This is a genomic window from Streptomyces longwoodensis, from assembly GCF_001514125.1.
Lineage (GTDB): Bacteria > Actinomycetota > Actinomycetes > Streptomycetales > Streptomycetaceae > Streptomyces > Streptomyces longwoodensis.
Genome location: NZ_KQ948552.1, coordinates 205,404 through 221,229, shown reverse-complemented (window position 1 = coordinate 221,229; position 15,826 = coordinate 205,404). Strand labels below are relative to the sequence as shown.

Sequence of the window (15,826 nt, the reverse complement as noted above, 5' to 3'; positions counted from 1 at the left end):
CGCCCCCGACCGCCCTACTTCTCGTCCACCGGGACCCTCTGCGCCGGGGGAGGCGACGCGAGGCCGTTGAGCGACGAAGTCCCGGCGGTGGTCCGCCCGTTGCGGTCCGGCGAGCCCTCCTGGTTCATGGAGGCCAGCAGCTGGCGGGCCAGGCCCAGGCCCGTGCCGCCCATGGTGAGCGCCTTGGCGAACAGCTCGGACATGCCCTCGGCGCCGTTGAGCAGCACCATGTTGTCCACGCTGCCGAACGCCGAGGCGCCCGCCCGGACGATCTCCGGCCAGTTCTCGGCGAGTTGCTGGGCGACGACGGCCTCCTGGTTCTCGGCGAGGGCGGCGGCGCGCGCCTTGATGGCCTCCGCCTCGGCGAGGCCCCGGGCCTTGACCGCCTCGGCCTCGGCCAGACCGCGGGCCTGCGCGGCGGCCGCCTCGGCCTCACCCGTGGCGCGGGTCGCGGCGGCCCCGGCGGTGCCGCGGGTCCGGGTCGCCTCCGCCTCGGCGCCCGCGGCCGTCTTCACCCGGGTGGCCTCGGCGGCGGCCGCCAGCTCCGTCTCGCGGGCCTTGGCCTGCGCTGCCGAGATCCGCGCGTCGCGCTCGGCCTCGGCCAGGGTGCGCTTCTCGTACGCCTGCGCGTCGGCGGGCTTGCGGACGTCCGCCTGGAGCTGCTGCTCGCGCCGGTGCGCCTCCAGTTCGGCGACCCGCGTCTCCTGGACGACGACCTCCTGGCGGGCGCCCGCCTCGGCCAGCGGTCCGGCCTGGCGGGCCTTGGCGGCGGCCTTGTCGCGCTCGGCCTGGTAGCCGGCCTGGAGGATCTCGCTGTCCCGGGTGGCCTCCGCCATCCGCGCGAACGACTGCTGCTCCGCCTCCGTGGCCAGCCGGTTGGCCTCCGCCTGGGCGATGCGCGCGTCCCGCTGGACGGCCGCCGCGTGCGGCATGGCCAGGTTCTGGATGTACCCCGTCGGGTCCTCGATCTCGTGGATCTGCAGCGAGTCGACGATCAGGCCCAGCTTCTCCATCTCCGTCCCGCACGCGGCCCGGGTCTGCCCGGTCAGCTTCTCCCTGTCGCGGATCATGTCCTCCACCGTCAACCCGCCCACGATCGAGCGCAGGTGACCGGCGAAGACGTTGTGCACGCGCTCCGCCATCAGCTTCTGCTGGTCGAGGAAGCGGCGGGCCGCGTTGGCGATCGACACGAAGTCGTCGCCCACCTTGAAGATGACCACGCCGCGCACCTTCAGCGGGATGCCCTGGTGCGTCACGCAGTCCACGTGCAGCTCGGTCTCGTTCAGGTCCAGGGACAGCTTGCGCACCGCCTGCACCCCGGGCAGCACGAGCGTGCCGCGCCCCGTGACGATCCGGAACCCCATGCCTTCCTCGAGGCCCTCGGTCCGGTGTTTCGAACCGGAGATGATCAGCGCCTCGTTCGGCTCCGCGACGCGCCACATCATCTTGAACACACCGATCAGTACGAGGACGGCGGCGACCGCCACCCCCGCTACGACGCCGACGACCATCGGCATACGCCCCCTTGGGATGGTGCCCTCTCGGCACCGGACGAAGGGAGTGTGCGCCTGCCCGGGCCGCAGGTGAAGACACCGGCGGATCCTTGTCGCAACCTTGACGTCGGCATGGGGCGGGGCGGGCGGTCGTGGCGCGACGGCAACGGCGGGCGGCCGTTCCCCGGCCCCCGGCGTGGGTAGGCTGCCGGGCGCGGTGCGCCGCGCAGTGACGGGTGATCAGGGCTCGCGCCGGCGGGCCCGGGAGGGGGGACGGATGGCTCGCTGGTGGGGGAGGAAGCGGACGTCGGGGGACGCCGGAGCGGTGGACCCGGGACCGGACCCGGAGGCCGCGGACGGGGCGCTGCCCGGGCAGGCCGACGGCCCCGACGGCCCGCGGGCGGTGATGCTCCGCGTGCTCGACGACGGTGTCCTGCTGACCGGGGACGACCAAGGTGGTGCCCGCGCGGCAGTCGCCCCCCGGACGTACCCCTGGGCGGAGATCACGCACGTGTGGTTCGCCAACGATCTCGAGGGGCACCCCACGGAGGAGGACACGGTCGTCACGCAGTGGGTCTACGACCAGCGGCTGGAGTTCGCCGACGGCACGGTCGTGGCGTCCCGGCTGTCCGACCCGCCGGTCACCACCCCGGAGGCCGTCTTCCGCACCGGGCAGCTCGCCGATCATCCCCCGTCCGTCGTCTGGCCCCTGATGGCCCGCATCCACGCGCACGTCACCGACGCGCAGCTGGCCAGGGCCGAAGCGACCCTGGCGGCAGGGGGCCGGGTGGAGTTCGGCCCGCTGACGGCCGACGCGGACGGCCTGCACCACGAGGACACGCACATCCCGTGGGAGGACATCACGGTGCTGCGGTACAGCTTCGTCCATGCCAGCGTCGACGAGGACGAGCTGGGCGCGTACCTGCGGATGGAGTTCCACGACCGCCAGGCCGGAACGTACGGCTTCCCGTTCCGGTGGCTGCGGATACCGGCCCTGGACGTGCCGGACGTCGAGGTGCTGGAACGGCTCGCCGCGCGGCGCCGCGGCTGAGGAGCCCGGGGGCGGGCTCAGCTGTCGTAGGCGCCGGTGACGTAGACCGTCCGTGGCGGCAGGTACTCCACGACCATGACCACCGTGCCGGGCTCGATGCGTCCGGTGCCGGGCGCGGGGTGGGCGAGGAAGTGCTCGGCGCCGCCGCGGACCCGGACGATCACCTCGCCGACCAGTCCGGGCCCGACCGTCCCGGTCACCCGCCCCATGAGCCCGACCATCGGCGCGTCGTCCATGCCCCCAGAGTACGGCCGAAGGCGGTTACCCGGCAGGGGAGTCGGCGGCGACCGGTGCCGGCCAGTGCTCGTGCCAGCGCAGGTCCGCCTCCAGTTGGGCCGCCAGCGACAGCAGCAGCGGCTCGCCGTGCGCCGGGCCGAGCAGTTGCGCGCCCACCGGCAGGCCGTCCGCGGTGAACCCGGCCGGGACGTTGACGCCGGGCCAGCCCAGCACGTTCCACGGCCAGGCGTAGGGACAGGCCGCGATCATCGCCCGGTCGGTGGCGAACCCGCCGAGCGCCGCCATCGCGCCGATGCGCGGCGGGGGAGTGGCGGTGGTCGGCGCGAGGACCACGTCGTACGAGGTGAAGAACCGGCCGATACGCCGGTGCAGGACCGCCTCCGCGCGCCGCGCCGCCCGCAGCGGGGCTCCGCCGAGCAGCCGGCCCAGCCGCGCGGCGTCCCGGGTGCGCCGGTCCAGGAGCGCCGGGAAGGGTGCCTCGGCGACGTACTCGGCGATCCCTGCGGTCGCCCGGGGCACGAAGGCCAGCCCGATCCGCCCGTACGGCGGGTCGGCCTCCTCGACGGTGTGTCCCAGGGCGGCGAGCCGTTCGGCGACGGCGACGACCCGGGCCCGCACGGCGGGGCTCAGCCGGGCGGGCACCGCCGTGAACGGCGGCTTCAGAGCGAGGGCCACGCGCAGCCGGCCCGGGTCGCGGCCGGCCGCCGCACGGGCGTCGACGGCGGGCGGCCGGTGCGGGTCGTGCGGGTGGTTGCCGCTCGCCGCGTCGAGCAGGAGGGCGGCGTCGGCGACCGTACGGGCGAGGGTGCCGTTGACCGTGATGCCGTGGAAGGCCTCGCCGCGCGGCCAGGTGGAGACGCGGCCGCGCTGCGGCTTGACGCCGACCAGGTGTGTCCACGCGGCCGGGATGCGCACCGAGCCGGCCCCGTCCGAGCCGAGCGCGGCCGGGACGAGCCCCGCCGCCACCGCGGCCGCCGACCCGCCGGAGGAGCCGCCGGGAGTGTGCCCGGGGTGCCACGGGTTGCGGGTCGCGCCGAACGCGGGCCCCTCGGTGAACGGCCACTGGCCGAGCTCGCAGGTGTTGGTCTTGCCGACGATCACCGCACCGGCCGCGCGCAGCCGCCGTACCGCCTCACCGTCCTCGGCGGCGGGCGGGTGGGCGCCGGCGCAGCCGAAGGCGGTGGGCTCGCCGGCCACGTCCATGTCGTCCTTCACGGCGACCGGCACCCCGAGCAGCGGACGGCGCCCTCCGGCGGCCAACTCCCGGTCGGCGGCGTCGGCTTCGGCGAGGGCGGCCTCGGCCCGCACGATCCGGAAGGCGTTCAGGGTGCCCCGGCTGCCCTCGATCCGGGCGAGCGTCCGCTCGACGAGTTCCCGCGAGGACACCTCGCCCTCGGCGAGCGCACGGGCGGTCTCGGCCAGCCCTGCGGCACGGTCGGGCGTCATGCGGGCACCTCCGGGACGACGGCGTCTACCGCACAGTAACCTCTGGCGGTCCGTCGCGGGAGGCCGCGCGGCGGGGACGCGCGAGACCGGTGGGGACTGCCGACGAGCGCTGGGCGCGGGCCCCGAGGGGGGCGGACGGCGGTCCGCCCCCCCAGGGCCCCCCGGTGCGGTGGTCCTCGGTGCGCGGGCGGTGGTGGCTGCCCGGTGGCTCGTCAGGCCGCTCGCCACAGGGCCGGGACGGCCGGCGGCTCCCAGCCCGGCTGGGCCGTGTGCGCCTGGAGGCAGACGTAGGCACGGCCGGCGTAGGTGACCCGGTCGCCCGCGCGGTAGGCCGTGCCGACGGCCCAGGTCCCGCCCGGCGACGGGGAAGGGCCGGGGCCGGGACCGGGGCCGGGGTCCTGCGGGACGTCGAGGACGAAGTCGAACGCCGCCTCCCGGCCGCCGCCCGCGTCCCGGACGGTCATCAGCAGCCGTGCGTCGAAGATCGTGTCGGTGTTGTTGCGCGGCTCGCCGGGGAAGTAGAGCTGCGTCGTCAGCACCGGACGGCCGGGCGCCTGCAGCTTGACGTGCAGGTGGCGCGTGCGGCCGGGATACAGGCCCGGCACGATGGTGGTCAGCGCGAACGAGCCGCGCGAGTCGGTGAACTGGTGCCCGCGCAGCCGGAACCCCGTGTTGTCGTACGCGCCGTTGGCGTCGGCCTGCCAGAAGTCCAGCAGCACGCCGGCCACCGGCAGGCAGGCGCGGCCGAAGACGTAGCCGCTCACCGTGAGCGGGGTGCCGGGCATGCCGGGCTCCAGCAGACTGGTGCGCTGGGGGGAGTTGGGCTTGAAGTAGGGGCCCTCGATCTGCTCCGGCGTGGGGTGGTCGCCGTCGTCGCAGGGCGGCGTGAGCTGTGGGGCCGTACCGCTCCCCGTCAGGGTGCGGGCGAGGGCCGGGCCGCCGGCCAGGGCGACGGGGATCGCGGCGGTCGCGGCGAGCGCCGCGCGCAGCACCGTCTTGCGGCGCACGAGCCGGGCCGAGCCCGTGTCGGGCCCGGCCCCGGGGTCGTCCGGGCCCGCGCCGTGCCTGCCTGCTCCGTCCATGTCTCCTCCTCGTGGGGGGTGGTGGGCAACGAAACTAGGCGCGCCCGGACGGGGCTTCGAGGGACTGGTGGTGGCGGCTGTGGTGTTTTCGGAAGGCCCCCGGGCTGCTCCCGGTCTCCCGCCGGAAGAACCGCCCGAAGTAGGCCGGGTCGCTGAACCCGGTGCGCGCGGCGACCTGCCGGACCGACAACCGGGTGTGCGCCAGCAGCTGTTGGGCCCGGTACACGCGCGCCTCGATCAGCAACCTGCCGGGCGGGCGGCCGGTGGCGGCCCGCACCGCCTGGGTGAGGTACCCGGGCGTGACCCCCAGCCGGTCGGCGCACTGCCGCACGCTCCACCCCGCCGCCCCCGACCCGGCGACCAGCTCCGTGAACGCCTCGGCCACGGCGGCCGAACGGCCCTGGGCGCGCGGCCCTGCGTGGTGGTCGGCCCGGTGCCCGGCGGGGCCGGGGAGCCGGGCGGCGCGCAGGACGAGCACGTGCAGCAGGGACCGCAGCACGCTCTCGTGCCCCGCCGCGCGCTGCCGGTGTTCCGTGAGGAGTTCGGCGAACAGGCACCCGATCGCCCGGTCGTGCTCCGCGTCCAGCGGGAACGGGCAGCGCGTGCCCAGCTCCCGCAGCACCTCCCGGTCGCCGGGGTGGTCCACCAGGAAGTCGTCGGTGAACAGGGCGAGCGACCCCTCCGGGCCCCGGCCGCCCTCCCAGTGGTGCACCTGCCCCGGGAGGACCACGGTCAGCTGCGGAGGACGCACCGGCCACCGCGCGAGGTCGACGACATGGGCACCCGAACCGGCGGTGACGTGCACCAGCTCGTAGAACGTGTGCCGGTGCGGCCGGTCCCAGCGGGACAGCGGCCCCACCTCCTCGAAGGACCCCGCCGCGAACGGAGGGGCGTCCGGGCCGGCCACCTCCAGCCGGTGCAGCGCCACGTCCCCCGCGCCGGGGGGCGGGCTCGGAACCCCTGGTAAGACCGTGGTGCTGCGCATCGGACGCACTCCTTCCTCGGACACCGGCCGGGTCGCGCACATCCGTTCCCGCTCTGGTCTGCACCAACCCCTTGCCCCCCGCCCCGCGGCGTCGCAAGCTCCCTGCATGGAGCTGGAGTTGCGGCATCTGAGAACCATCCGGGCCATCGCCGACGCGGGCAGCCTGACCAGGGCGGCCACCGCGCTCGGCCTCGCCCAGCCCGCCCTCAGCGCGCAGCTGAGGCGCATCGAACGGGCCCTGGGCGGCGCCCTGTTCGAGCGCGGCCGGCACGGCGTGCGCACCACCGCCCTCGGCGAGCTGGTGCTGGAACGCACCCGCGTCGTGCTGCCCGCGGTGAGCGAACTCCAGCGGGAGGCCGCCCGGTTCGCCCGCACCCGGCGCGTCGGTCAGCGGCTGCGCCTCGGCGGCACCCACGGCCCGCTGCTCGGGGCGCTGGTCGACCGGCTGGCCGACGCCGCACCCGGCACCACCGTGACCACCTGCGCCTCCTGGTCGGAGCGGGAACTGGCGGAACTGCTCGCCGAGGGACGCCTGGACTTCGCGCTCACCGGCACCTGCGGCTCCGCCCCGCCGCCCGACCCGCCGCACCTCGTCTGGGAGGAGATCGCCGTCGACCCCGTCTTCGTGATGCTCGCCGACGGCCACCCGCTGGCCGCCGAGCGGGAGGTCGACCTGGCCGCGCTCGCCGACGAGGAGTGGGCCTGCGTCCCCGGCGACGGCTGTTTCGCGGACTGCTTCACCGCGGCCTGCGCCCGCGCCGGGTTCTCCCCGCGGCGCATGTACGAGACGGACACCGCGTCCTGCGTGCACCTGGTGCAGGTGGGCCGGGCGGTGGGCCTGTGCCGGGCCACGTTCCCGCCGACCGCCGGTCTCGCCATCCGTCCGCTCGCCGGGACGCCCCTGATGTGGCGGCACCTGCTCGGCCGCCACCCCGCCGGGCAGCGCCAGGACACCGCGGACACCGTGCTGACCCAGGCCCGCGAGGCACACGCGGGCGCGGCGGCCCGCAGCGACAGCTACGCCCAGTGGCTGGCCGGGCGCCGGCCGGGCGCAGCGGACGACGTCCGCCGACCGGTGCCGCCGCCCCCTCCGGCGGCTTCCATAACGCGGGGGCAGGGGGTCGGCTGACGTCTTACGGAGCGCGGCGGAGCCTTCCTACGGTGGCGCCACCCCACCGAACCCGAGGAGAACTCCCCATGCTCCATCGACAGTTCAGGGCCGCGTGCGCCGCCGCCACGGCGACGGGCGCCCTGCTCGTGGCCGGGCTCAGCGGCTCCGCGAGCGCCCTGCCGCCCTCCTCGTCCGGCGCCGCCACGGCGGCGGAGACCCTGCGCACCGACGCGGCCCCGCCCGGCCTCCTCGCCGCGCTCCAGCGGGACCTCGGCCTGGACCGGCGGCAGGCCGAGGCCCGGCTGGCCCACGAGGCCGAGGCGGGCGCCGTCACCGGCCGGCTGCGGGCCGCCGTCGGCGCGCACTACGCGGGCGCCTGGGTGAGCGGCACGCTGTCGGACACCCTGACCGTGGCCACGACCGACCCGGCCGACGTGCGCGCCATCCGGGCCGGGGGAGCGGACGCCGTGGTCGTGGACCACTCGCTGTCCGCGCTGGACGCCGCCAAGGCGCGCCTCGACCGGGCCGCCGCGCGGCACGGCACCACCGCCGCGCCGGTGTGGTACGTCGACGTCCGCACCAACACGCTGACGGTGGAGGCGATCAGCGCGGAATCCGCCCGCTCCCTGCTGCGCGCGGCGCACGTCGACACCTCCCTCACCCGGATCGTCCGGACCACCGAACGACCGCGCCCGCTCTACGACCTGCGCGGCGGCGACGCCTACTACATCGGCAGCGGCAGCCGCTGCTCGATCGGCTTCCCGGTGACCCGCGGCACCCAGCAGGGCTTCGCCACGGCCGGCCACTGCGGACGCGCCGGCAGCACCACCACCGGCTCGAACCGGGTCGCGCAGGGCACGTTCCAGGCGTCCGTCTTCCCCGGCAACGACATGGCGTGGGTGGCCACGAACGCCAACTGGACGGCGACGCCGTACGTCAACGGCTCCAGTGCGCAGGTCGCCGGGTCCACGCAGGCCGCGGTCGGCTCCTCGGTGTGCCGCTCCGGCTCCACGACCGGCTGGCACTGCGGCACCGTGCAGCAGCTCAACTCCAGCGTGACGTACCAGGAGGGCACCGTCGCCGGCGTCACCCGCACCTCGGTGTGCGCCGAACCGGGCGACTCGGGCGGCTCGTTCATCTCCGGCAGCCAGGCGCAGGGCGTCACCTCGGGCGGCTCGGGCAACTGCACGAGCGGCGGCACGACCTACTTCCAGCCGATCAACCCCATCCTCCAGAACTACGGCCTCACCCTGAAGACGACCACCTCCGGCCCCAGTGACCCGGGCGACCCCGGCGACCCCGGTGACCCGGGCGGCACCTGGGCGGCGGGCACCGTCTACCAGGCGGGCGCGACGGTGACGTACGGCGGCGCCACCTACCGCTGCCTGCAGACCCACCAGGCCCAGCCCGGCTGGGAGCCCCCGAACACGCCGGCGCTGTGGCAGCGGACCTGACCTGCCTGCCCTACGCCGGCGGAAGGCGGCCCCGGTTCCCAGACCGGGGCCGCCCGGCGCGTCCGCGACACCGGCGTCGGTCGTCAGTCCGTGCCGTGCTCGGCCAGCGGCCCCGCCCGCAGGCCGGCCTCCCGGCAGTCGCCCACGATCCCCGGCAGGGCCGCGAGGGTGGCGTGCCAGCAGCCGGGCGCGGAGACCAGGTCGGTGTCGTGCAGCAGGAGGGTGCCGCCGCCGCGCAGCTCCGCCGCGGCCGTCGCGCGGACCGACGCGGCGGTCGCCCCGGCCGTCCAGTCCCGGGCCCAGGCCGTCCACAGCACCGGGCGCAGCCCCGCGCTCCGGGCGGTGGCCCAGCGGCCGGCGGTCAGGATGCCGTAGGGCGGGCGGTACCAGCGCGGGGACCGGCCGGTGGTCCCGCGCACGGCGGCGGCCGCCCGCGCCAGGTCCCGGCGGTCGCGCAGCGGGGACGGCAGCCACGGCCGGTCGTGGGACCAGCCGCCACCACGCCGGGCACCACGTGGGTGACGCGGACGCCGGTGGGCGCCAGTTCGTAGCGCAGGGCGTCGGCGAACGCCCCGAGGGCGGCCTTGGCCGCGGAGTACACGGCCTCGTCGCGCACGGCGACCACCCCCGCCAGCGACCCGATGAGCACCACCCGCCCGCCGCCCGCCGCGACCATGTGCGGCACGACCTGCCGCACCAGGCGCAGCGTGGCCCGTACGTCGACGTCGGTCACCTCGTCGAGGTCGGCGGCCGGCATCGAGCCGAACGCGCCGGCCCACCCGATCCCGGCGTCGGCCACCAGCAGGTCCACCCGGCCCCAGCGGTCCAGCGCGAACCGCGTCAGCCGGGCCGCGGCACCCGGCCGGGTCAGGTCGGCGGCGAACGCCGTGCCCGACGCCGGGCCGGCGATCCGCGCCAGCCGCGCCTCGTCCCGCCCGCTGAGCACCAGCCGCCAGCCGCCCTCCGCGGCGAGGCGCCGCACCACGGCCGCGCCGATGCCCGAGGAGGCACCGGTGACCAGGGCCGTACCCCGGTACCCGGACGCCCCGGCCCCGGCGGCGGGCGCGATACCGGGACCGGGCGCCGGCAGCGGCGTGGACGGGGCGACGGCGGGTGCGGAGCGGGGGCCGGACATGGCATGCGACATGACGTCATCCGAGGGGCCGGGGCACGATGCCGGGAGGGGCCGACGGGGCGGCCCGGCTGCATGGAGCATCCCGGACCGGATGCACCCAAACGCCCAGCAGAGGTGGCGTTTGGGTGGCGTACGGCAGGAGAACCGGAACCCGTGCGCACGTCTCCCTCCGCGTCCCACGGACGTACGGCCGTACCCGGCGCGCCCCGGCGGATCCTGGTGCTCAGCGCGAGCATGGGGGCGGGCCACGACGCCGTGGCGGAGGAGCTCGCCCGCCGCGCCCGCGCCGACGGCCACGAGCCCCTGGTGGCCGATGTCCTCGGCCTGCTGCCCTACGGCCTGGGCTCCGCGCTGCGCGGCTCGTACCAGGCGTCGGTGCGGCACTTCCCGTGGGCCTACGGCGCCGTCTACGACACGTTCCTGCGCAGCGGTCCCGGGCACCGCCCCAGCGGGGTGCCGCTCGCCCGCCTCGCCGGGCACCGCCTGACGGAGCTGGCGGACCGGTTCGAGGCCGACGTCGTGGTGTCGGTGTTCCACCTCGCCGCCCAGCTGACCGGGCACCTGCGGCACCGGGGCGCGCTGCGCGTGCCGAGCGCGGTGTTCGTCCTGGACTTCGCCGTCCACCGGCACTGGGTCCACCCCGGCAACGACCAGTACCTGTGCCTCACCGAGGAAGCGGCCGAGGAACTGCGCCGGGGCGTGGCGGCACCGGTGCGGGTGACCGGCCCGGTGGTGCCGGGCGACTTCCTCGCGCCGGCCCCCGGTGCGGCCCACTGGCGGCGCACGCTCGCCCGGCACGTCCCCGGCCGGCCGCCCGTCCTGCTGTCCGCCGGCGCCTGGGGAGCCGCGTCCCGGCCGTCGGCCACCGCCCGGCTGCTGGCCCGCACCGGCTACCTGCCGGTCGTGCTGTGCGGGCACAACGACCAGCTGCGCAGCGCCGTCACCGCCGTCCCGGGCGCCCTCGCGCTGGGGTGGGTCCGCGACCTGCCCGGCCTGATGGGCGCCGTGCACGCCCTGATCGACAACGCGGCCGGGCAGACCGCCGTCCAGGCCCTCGCCGCGGGGCTCCCCGTGATCGGCTACCGTCCGCTGCCCGGCCACGGCGAGGAGGGCGTGCGGCGCATGGCCGGGCTCGGGGTGTCGGCGTTCGCCCCCGACGAGGCCGGGCTGCTGTCCGCACTGGAAGGGGTGCTGGAGGCGGGTCCCGAGCGGGACCTGCGGCGCGACCGCGGCCGTGCCCTGTTCCGCGGCGACCCGCTCGCCCCGGTCCTGGCGCTGGCGGAGTCGGCGGTGGTCTGATCCGGCCGGCCCTCAGGAAGCCCGTTCCCGCGTCGCGTCGCTCGGCTCGTCCTCCCGCCGCGCGTCCCGGTGGTCGTCGAACCACTTGCCGACCAGGGCGCCGCCGTACACCACGAAGCCCACCCCGATGAGCCAGGACTCGACGATGAGGACCGTGCCCACCGCGCCGTAGCTGATCGCGTTGGTGACGATCAGCGGCGCGAACACGAAGTGCGAGAAGGCGCGCAGGCCGCCGAGGCCGACCATGGTGGCGAGCGCGCCCGGCAGCAGTTTCAGCCAGGTCACCTGCCCGCCCAGCAGGAAGCGCTGGCCCCACCAGAAGAACAGCACCCCGGTGACCGAGGTCAGCGCGACGCGCGCCGTGCCGTGCAGGGCGGTGCGGGTCTGCACCTCCTGGTAGAGGTAGGCGGTCAGCACGCACATCCACATGGCCTGCCGCCAGATCCGGTGCCACGGGCCGGGACCCAGGCACCAGATGCGCTCGTAGCCGTTCTGCACGCTCGCCGCGAAGGACACGCCGAACACCGCGAGCGCCAGACCGCTCCACACGCTGGTGCTGCTGACCACCTCGCGCGACGGACTGACGATCTCCGTCAGGAGCCGCGCGGACCGGCCGGACAACCCCATGCCGTCCGCCAGCCAGGGCGCGAAGCCGCCGCGCCGCAGCGGGTCGGCGGCGGCCACCACGATCAGCAGCGGCGCCAGCGTCACCAGGGCGAGCGTGGCGAACCCCATGGCACGGTGCATCAGCTCCAGTCGGCGCCCCTGCCGCAGCAGCGAGCCCACGCCGAGCCGGTGCCACCCGTGCCCGAGCTGTCGCAGCTGCCGTTTCACGAGGCGCTCCTCCACAGGGCCGCTCCGGTGCACCGGGTGCACGACCGCCGGCACGCCGACCGGACCGGCGTTCCCCTACCAGCATCCGGGGCGCGGTCGCCGGGCGCCCGTCGCCCGGGCGACGTCCCCTTCCCGCCGCCGGCCGTCGGCCCGCCCGCGCGCCTTCCCGCCACCGCCGCGACGGCCGCCCCGGACACCCAGGACCCGGCCGGTGAGCGCGCGTTGGGCCGTATGCAGCAGTGTGCGCGGCGGGCGTTCGGCGTGCCGGGTGAAGCTGGACGCCGGTCCGGCGGCACACCGCGCCACCCGGACGTTCCCCGCCCCGTCCCCGGGAGAGCCCGCATGCCCGCACGTTCCCCCCTCCTCCGCCGGCCGGCCGGCCTCGCGCTGGTCGCGGCCGGCCTGGCCGTGCTGTCCACGGCGGCCGCGGTGGCCATCGCACCCGCGTCGCCGTCGCCCTCGCCCTCCGCGCGCACCCTCCAGCAGCAGCTCGACGACCTGGTCGGGGCGCCCGGCGGACCGCCCGGGGTCATCGCCGTCCTGCGCGACGGCGGACAGAACCGGGTGCTGCGGTCCGGCGTCGCGCAGACCGGGACGCAGCGCGCGCCCGGCGCCGACGACCACATGCGCATCGCCAGCGCGGCCAAGGCGTTCAGCGGGGCGGTCGCCCTGTCCCTGGTCTCCCGCGGCGACCTGGGGCTGGACGACACCCTGCACCAGCGGCTGCCGAAGCTGCCGAAGGCGTGGGGAGCCGTCACCCTGCGGCAGCTCCTGAACCACACCAGCGGCCTGCCCGACTACATCCGCGCCCCCGCGTTCCAGAAGATCGTGACCGCCGACCCGCACCACCGCTTCGACTCGCGCCGGCTCCTCGACTACGTCGCCGACCAGCCCCTGCGCTTCCAGCCCGGCGCGCGGTACCAGTACTCCAACTCCGACAACATCGCCGTGGCCCTGATGGCCGAGGCCGCCACCGGGACCCCGTACGAGAAGCTGCTGGACCAGCGGGTGTACGGGCCGCTCGGGCTGCACGACACCAGCCTGCCGCAGGACTACCGCATCCCCACGCCCTACCTGCACGGCTACGACGTCGACCCGCCCGCCGCACCACAGGACGTCAGCGAGCTGCTCAGCGCCTCCGGGATCTGGGCCTCGGGCGGCATCATCTCCACGCCCTCCGACGTGACCCGCTTCGTCCGCGGCTACGCGGGCGGCGCGCTGTTCGCCCCCCGGGTGGCGAAGGAGCAACGGCGCTGGGTCGCCGGCGCGTCAGAACCGGCCGGGCCGGGGCGCAACGACGCCGGCCTCGGCCTCTTCCGCTACACCACCCGCTGCGGCGTCGTGCTGGGCCACACCGGCAACATGCCCGGCTACACCCAGCTGATGGCGGCCACCCCCGACGGCCGCCGCTCCCTGACCTTCAGCACGACCACGCAGATCAACGAGGCCCAGAAGCCGGACCTGCTGAAGCGGCTGCGGACCGTCCAGGAGAACTTCGTGTGCGCCCTGCTGCACGGCTCGTCCTGAGGCGGAGCGGGACCGGACGGTGTGGCCGAGGACACTGAGGGACGCCGGTCACAGCGGGGTTCCCGGGCCCGGCAGGGGCGGCTAGCGTGTGCGGACCTCCCTGTTCTCCCGCTCGACCCCCGGACGGCCGGCCGTGCTCGCAGACCTCTCCCCGCTCATCGCGGCGACCACCCAGTGGCTCGTCCGCGCCTACCCGGCGTCCGGCGGCGCCCTGGCCGCCGCCCTGTGCGAGGTCCAGGCCCGCCAGGCCGTCACCGTCGCCGCGTGGCTGCGCTACCCGACCGCGATGGACGCCGCACTCGTCGGCATGGCGGGCCCCGGAGGCTGCGCCCGCCTGGACTGGGTCACCGGCGCCGGGACGGACGAGGACACCGACGAGGACGCCGTCGCCTGGCGCACCTGGGTCGACGAGGTCGTGGCGAGCTGGGCCGCGTGCCTGCTCGGCGACCCGGACCTCGCCGAGGAGGCCGTCGGCGCCCTGCACGACGGCGGCCACGCGCGCGGCCTGCCGGTGGAGTTCCGGCGCCTGCTCGCCCCGGACGCCGGCGACCGCGCGGCGGCAGCCCTCCTGCGCCACCCCGACCTGCTCGCCCCGGTGGCCGACCTCCACCACGCCCAACTCCGCACCCGCCTGACCCCGGGCCAGGCGCTCATCGCCTGACGACGGGGCTCGGGCACGGAGAACGGCAGCAGAAGACGTACGCCGCCGCGCCCGCTCACCCGCGTGCTCGGCCACCCCGCCCGGTCCGGCCGCCCTCACGCCGCCGTGCTCAGTGCCCCCCGGTCCGCGACGTCGCCGTCGAGGGTCGGCAGGAGGACCGGGGTGTCGGTGGTGCGGCGGGTGCGGGCGAGGTGGCCCGCGGCGATCGTGCCGGAGACGATCAGGCCGCCCAGCACCAGGGCACCGCGTGCCCCGGCCAGTTCCATCAGCAGACCCAGGGCGGGCGGGCCGCCCAGACTCCACACCGTGCCGATGCTGCTCCACACCCCGAGCACCCGGCCGCGCAGCCGGGCGGGCGGGTCGGTCTGGAGGACGGCCGTGCCTGCGGTGTCCGAGACGGACTCCACGACGGCCATCGGCAGCACCAGCACCAGCAGCACCGCCAGCGACGGTGACAGCCCGGCGGCCACCTGGAGCAGACCGCCCGCGGCGGCCAGGCACCCCACCAGCCGGACGGAGGGCCTGCGCAGCCGCGCGCCGAGCACCGCGCCGACGATCCCGCCGGCCGCGAGCACCGTGGACACCGTGCCGAACGACCCGGCGCCGCCCGCCAGCGGCCCGGTGACCAGCACGGCGAGCGTCAGCCCGTAATTGCGCCCGAAAACGGCGCTGATCCCGGTGATCCCGGCCAGCGCGACCAGCCGGGGCCTGCGCGCGAAGAACACCAGCCCCTCGCGGACGCCGAGGCCGGGCCGCGGGGCGCCGGACGCCGGGGCGGGCCGGACCGCGGTCGCGCCCCGCGCCGGGCGCAGGAAGGGGATCACCGAGGCCACGAAGAGGAACGACAGGGCGTTCGCGCCGTACGCCGCGGCCGTGCCCAGGAAGCCGACCGTGACACCGGCCAGCGCGGTACCGACCAGCCGGCCCGCGTTGTGCACCAGCGCGCCGACGCCGATGGCGGAGGGGACGTCCTCGACCGGCACCAGGTCGTTGCCGAGCAGGGCGCAGGCCGGTCCGTCGACGGTGGCGATGAGACCCGTCACGGCGGCCAGCGCCAGCAGCGAGGTCATGTCGAGCCGGTCCACGGCCACCAGGACGGCCGTCACCAGGGCGACCCCGCCGAGCAGGGCCTGGCTGACGGCGGCGGTCAGTTTGCGCGGCCAGCGGTCCACGGCGGTGCCGCCCAGCAGGCTCACGAACAGCGCCGGGGCGGCCTGTACGGACATCGACAGGCCGGTCGCGGCGGCTGAGCCGGTGATCTGCAGGACCAGCAGGTTCTGCACCGTCAGCTGCATCCACGTGCCGGCGTTCGACACGAAGTTGGCGACGGACCACCAGCGCATGCCGCGGTGGCGCAGGGAGCGCCACGGCGAGCGGGACGCGGGCGGCTCCGGCCGGGCGGCGGTGTGCGGGGCAGGGGAGGGCGGGGGAGGGGCAGCAGACACGGTCCGGTTCTCGACAGCCAGGCGGGGTGGGGACGGGCGGAACCGAAGAGACACCGGCTGCGCTGC

At 76.5% G+C, this 15,826-nt stretch carries 15 protein-coding genes; 6 read left to right on the top strand and 9 right to left on the bottom strand.

Annotation, left to right across the window (positions count from 1 at the left end; all coding sequences use genetic code 11):
* Positions 1 to 14: 14 nt before the first annotated feature.
* Positions 15 to 1,517 (bottom strand): SPFH domain-containing protein, encoded by a 1,503-nt coding sequence (locus tag AQJ30_RS13495; RefSeq protein WP_067233112.1) that lies wholly within the window; start codon positions 1,515 to 1,517, stop codon positions 15 to 17.
* Positions 1,518 to 1,818: 301 nt separating this feature from the next.
* Between AQJ30_RS13495 and AQJ30_RS13490 the strand changes: the two genes are divergently transcribed.
* Positions 1,819 to 2,544 carry a hypothetical protein gene (locus tag AQJ30_RS13490; RefSeq protein WP_067233110.1) on the top strand — a complete coding sequence of 242 codons (726 nt, stop codon included), beginning with the start codon at positions 1,819 to 1,821 and terminating at the stop codon, positions 2,542 to 2,544.
* Between the two features lie 17 nt (positions 2,545 to 2,561).
* Here AQJ30_RS13490 and AQJ30_RS13485 read toward each other — a convergent pair whose 3' ends face one another.
* The 4 genes from AQJ30_RS13485 to AQJ30_RS13470 form a co-directional block, all read right to left on the bottom strand.
* Positions 2,562 to 2,780: a hypothetical protein gene (locus AQJ30_RS13485; RefSeq protein ID WP_174867886.1), complete on the bottom strand. Its 219-nt coding sequence runs from the start codon at positions 2,778 to 2,780 to the stop codon at positions 2,562 to 2,564.
* Between the two features lie 25 nt (positions 2,781 to 2,805).
* The gene (locus AQJ30_RS13480) at positions 2,806 to 4,227 is read right to left on the bottom strand and encodes an amidase (protein WP_067233109.1); all 1,422 of its coding nucleotides are present in this window, start codon (positions 4,225 to 4,227) and stop codon (positions 2,806 to 2,808) included.
* Between the two features lie 212 nt (positions 4,228 to 4,439).
* Positions 4,440 to 5,309, bottom strand: coding sequence for a dioxygenase family protein (locus AQJ30_RS13475; RefSeq protein WP_107119576.1), 870 nt, complete (start codon positions 5,307 to 5,309; stop codon positions 4,440 to 4,442).
* 34 nt (positions 5,310 to 5,343) lie between these two features.
* On the bottom strand, positions 5,344 to 6,294 hold the full coding sequence (locus AQJ30_RS13470) for an AraC family transcriptional regulator (protein ID WP_067233108.1): 951 nt from the start codon (positions 6,292 to 6,294) through the stop codon (positions 5,344 to 5,346).
* A gap of 106 nt (positions 6,295 to 6,400) precedes the next feature.
* On the opposite strand from AQJ30_RS13470, the gene AQJ30_RS13465 reads away from it, so the two are divergent.
* The gene (locus tag AQJ30_RS13465) at positions 6,401 to 7,423 is read left to right on the top strand and encodes a LysR family transcriptional regulator (RefSeq protein WP_079084008.1); all 1,023 of its coding nucleotides are present in this window, start codon (positions 6,401 to 6,403) and stop codon (positions 7,421 to 7,423) included.
* Positions 7,424 to 7,491: 68 nt separating this feature from the next.
* The gene (locus AQJ30_RS13460) at positions 7,492 to 8,859 is read left to right on the top strand and encodes a carbohydrate-binding protein (RefSeq protein ID WP_067233106.1); all 1,368 of its coding nucleotides are present in this window, start codon (positions 7,492 to 7,494) and stop codon (positions 8,857 to 8,859) included.
* 83 nt (positions 8,860 to 8,942) lie between these two features.
* Here the strand turns inward: AQJ30_RS13460 and AQJ30_RS13455 are convergent, their stop codons facing one another.
* Positions 8,943 to 9,299, bottom strand: a complete 357-nt coding sequence (locus AQJ30_RS13455) for a polysaccharide deacetylase family protein (protein WP_245726924.1) — start codon at positions 9,297 to 9,299, stop codon at positions 8,943 to 8,945.
* The gene (locus AQJ30_RS13450) at positions 9,221 to 10,006 is read right to left on the bottom strand and encodes an SDR family oxidoreductase (protein WP_079084006.1); all 786 of its coding nucleotides are present in this window, start codon (positions 10,004 to 10,006) and stop codon (positions 9,221 to 9,223) included. Before AQJ30_RS13450 ends, AQJ30_RS13455 begins: the two co-directional genes overlap by 79 nt.
* Before the next feature lie 222 nt (positions 10,007 to 10,228).
* On the opposite strand from AQJ30_RS13450, the gene AQJ30_RS13445 reads away from it, so the two are divergent.
* Complete coding sequence (locus AQJ30_RS13445; RefSeq protein WP_067233567.1) at positions 10,229 to 11,293, top strand: MGDG synthase family glycosyltransferase; 1,065 nt, start codon at positions 10,229 to 10,231, stop codon at positions 11,291 to 11,293.
* A 12-nt stretch (positions 11,294 to 11,305) separates the two neighbouring features.
* Here AQJ30_RS13445 and AQJ30_RS13440 read toward each other — a convergent pair whose 3' ends face one another.
* Positions 11,306 to 12,127, bottom strand: coding sequence for a ribonuclease BN (locus tag AQJ30_RS13440; protein WP_107119587.1), 822 nt, complete (start codon positions 12,125 to 12,127; stop codon positions 11,306 to 11,308).
* Positions 12,128 to 12,469: 342 nt separating this feature from the next.
* On the opposite strand from AQJ30_RS13440, the gene AQJ30_RS13435 reads away from it, so the two are divergent.
* Both AQJ30_RS13435 and AQJ30_RS13430 read left to right on the top strand, forming a co-directional pair.
* Positions 12,470 to 13,654, top strand: coding sequence for a serine hydrolase domain-containing protein (locus AQJ30_RS13435; protein ID WP_067233105.1), 1,185 nt, complete (start codon positions 12,470 to 12,472; stop codon positions 13,652 to 13,654).
* Positions 13,655 to 13,787: 133 nt separating this feature from the next.
* The gene (locus AQJ30_RS13430) at positions 13,788 to 14,315 is read left to right on the top strand and encodes a hypothetical protein (protein WP_067233563.1); all 528 of its coding nucleotides are present in this window, start codon (positions 13,788 to 13,790) and stop codon (positions 14,313 to 14,315) included.
* 95 nt (positions 14,316 to 14,410) lie between these two features.
* Here AQJ30_RS13430 and AQJ30_RS13425 read toward each other — a convergent pair whose 3' ends face one another.
* Positions 14,411 to 15,760: an MFS transporter gene (locus AQJ30_RS13425; protein WP_079084005.1), complete on the bottom strand. Its 1,350-nt coding sequence runs from the start codon at positions 15,758 to 15,760 to the stop codon at positions 14,411 to 14,413.
* Positions 15,761 to 15,826 lie beyond the last annotated feature (66 nt).

Coding starts and splice junctions, on each gene's coding strand:
- AQJ30_RS13495 (WP_067233112.1), bottom strand. CDS start 1,517: ATGCCGATGGTCGTCGGCGTCGTAGCGGGGGTGGCGGTCGCCGCCGTC.
- AQJ30_RS13485 (WP_174867886.1), bottom strand. CDS start 2,780: ATGGACGACGCGCCGATGGTCGGGCTCATGGGGCGGGTGACCGGGACG.
- AQJ30_RS13480 (WP_067233109.1), bottom strand. CDS start 4,227: ATGACGCCCGACCGTGCCGCAGGGCTGGCCGAGACCGCCCGTGCGCTC.
- AQJ30_RS13475 (WP_107119576.1), bottom strand. CDS start 5,309: ATGGACGGAGCAGGCAGGCACGGCGCGGGCCCGGACGACCCCGGGGCC.
- AQJ30_RS13470 (WP_067233108.1), bottom strand. CDS start 6,294: ATGCGCAGCACCACGGTCTTACCAGGGGTTCCGAGCCCGCCCCCCGGC.
- AQJ30_RS13465 (WP_079084008.1), top strand. CDS start 6,401: ATGGAGCTGGAGTTGCGGCATCTGAGAACCATCCGGGCCATCGCCGAC.
- AQJ30_RS13460 (WP_067233106.1), top strand. CDS start 7,492: ATGCTCCATCGACAGTTCAGGGCCGCGTGCGCCGCCGCCACGGCGACG.
- AQJ30_RS13450 (WP_079084006.1), bottom strand. CDS start 10,006: ATGTCGCATGCCATGTCCGGCCCCCGCTCCGCACCCGCCGTCGCCCCG.
- AQJ30_RS13445 (WP_067233567.1), top strand. CDS start 10,229: ATGGGGGCGGGCCACGACGCCGTGGCGGAGGAGCTCGCCCGCCGCGCC.
- AQJ30_RS13435 (WP_067233105.1), top strand. CDS start 12,470: ATGCCCGCACGTTCCCCCCTCCTCCGCCGGCCGGCCGGCCTCGCGCTG.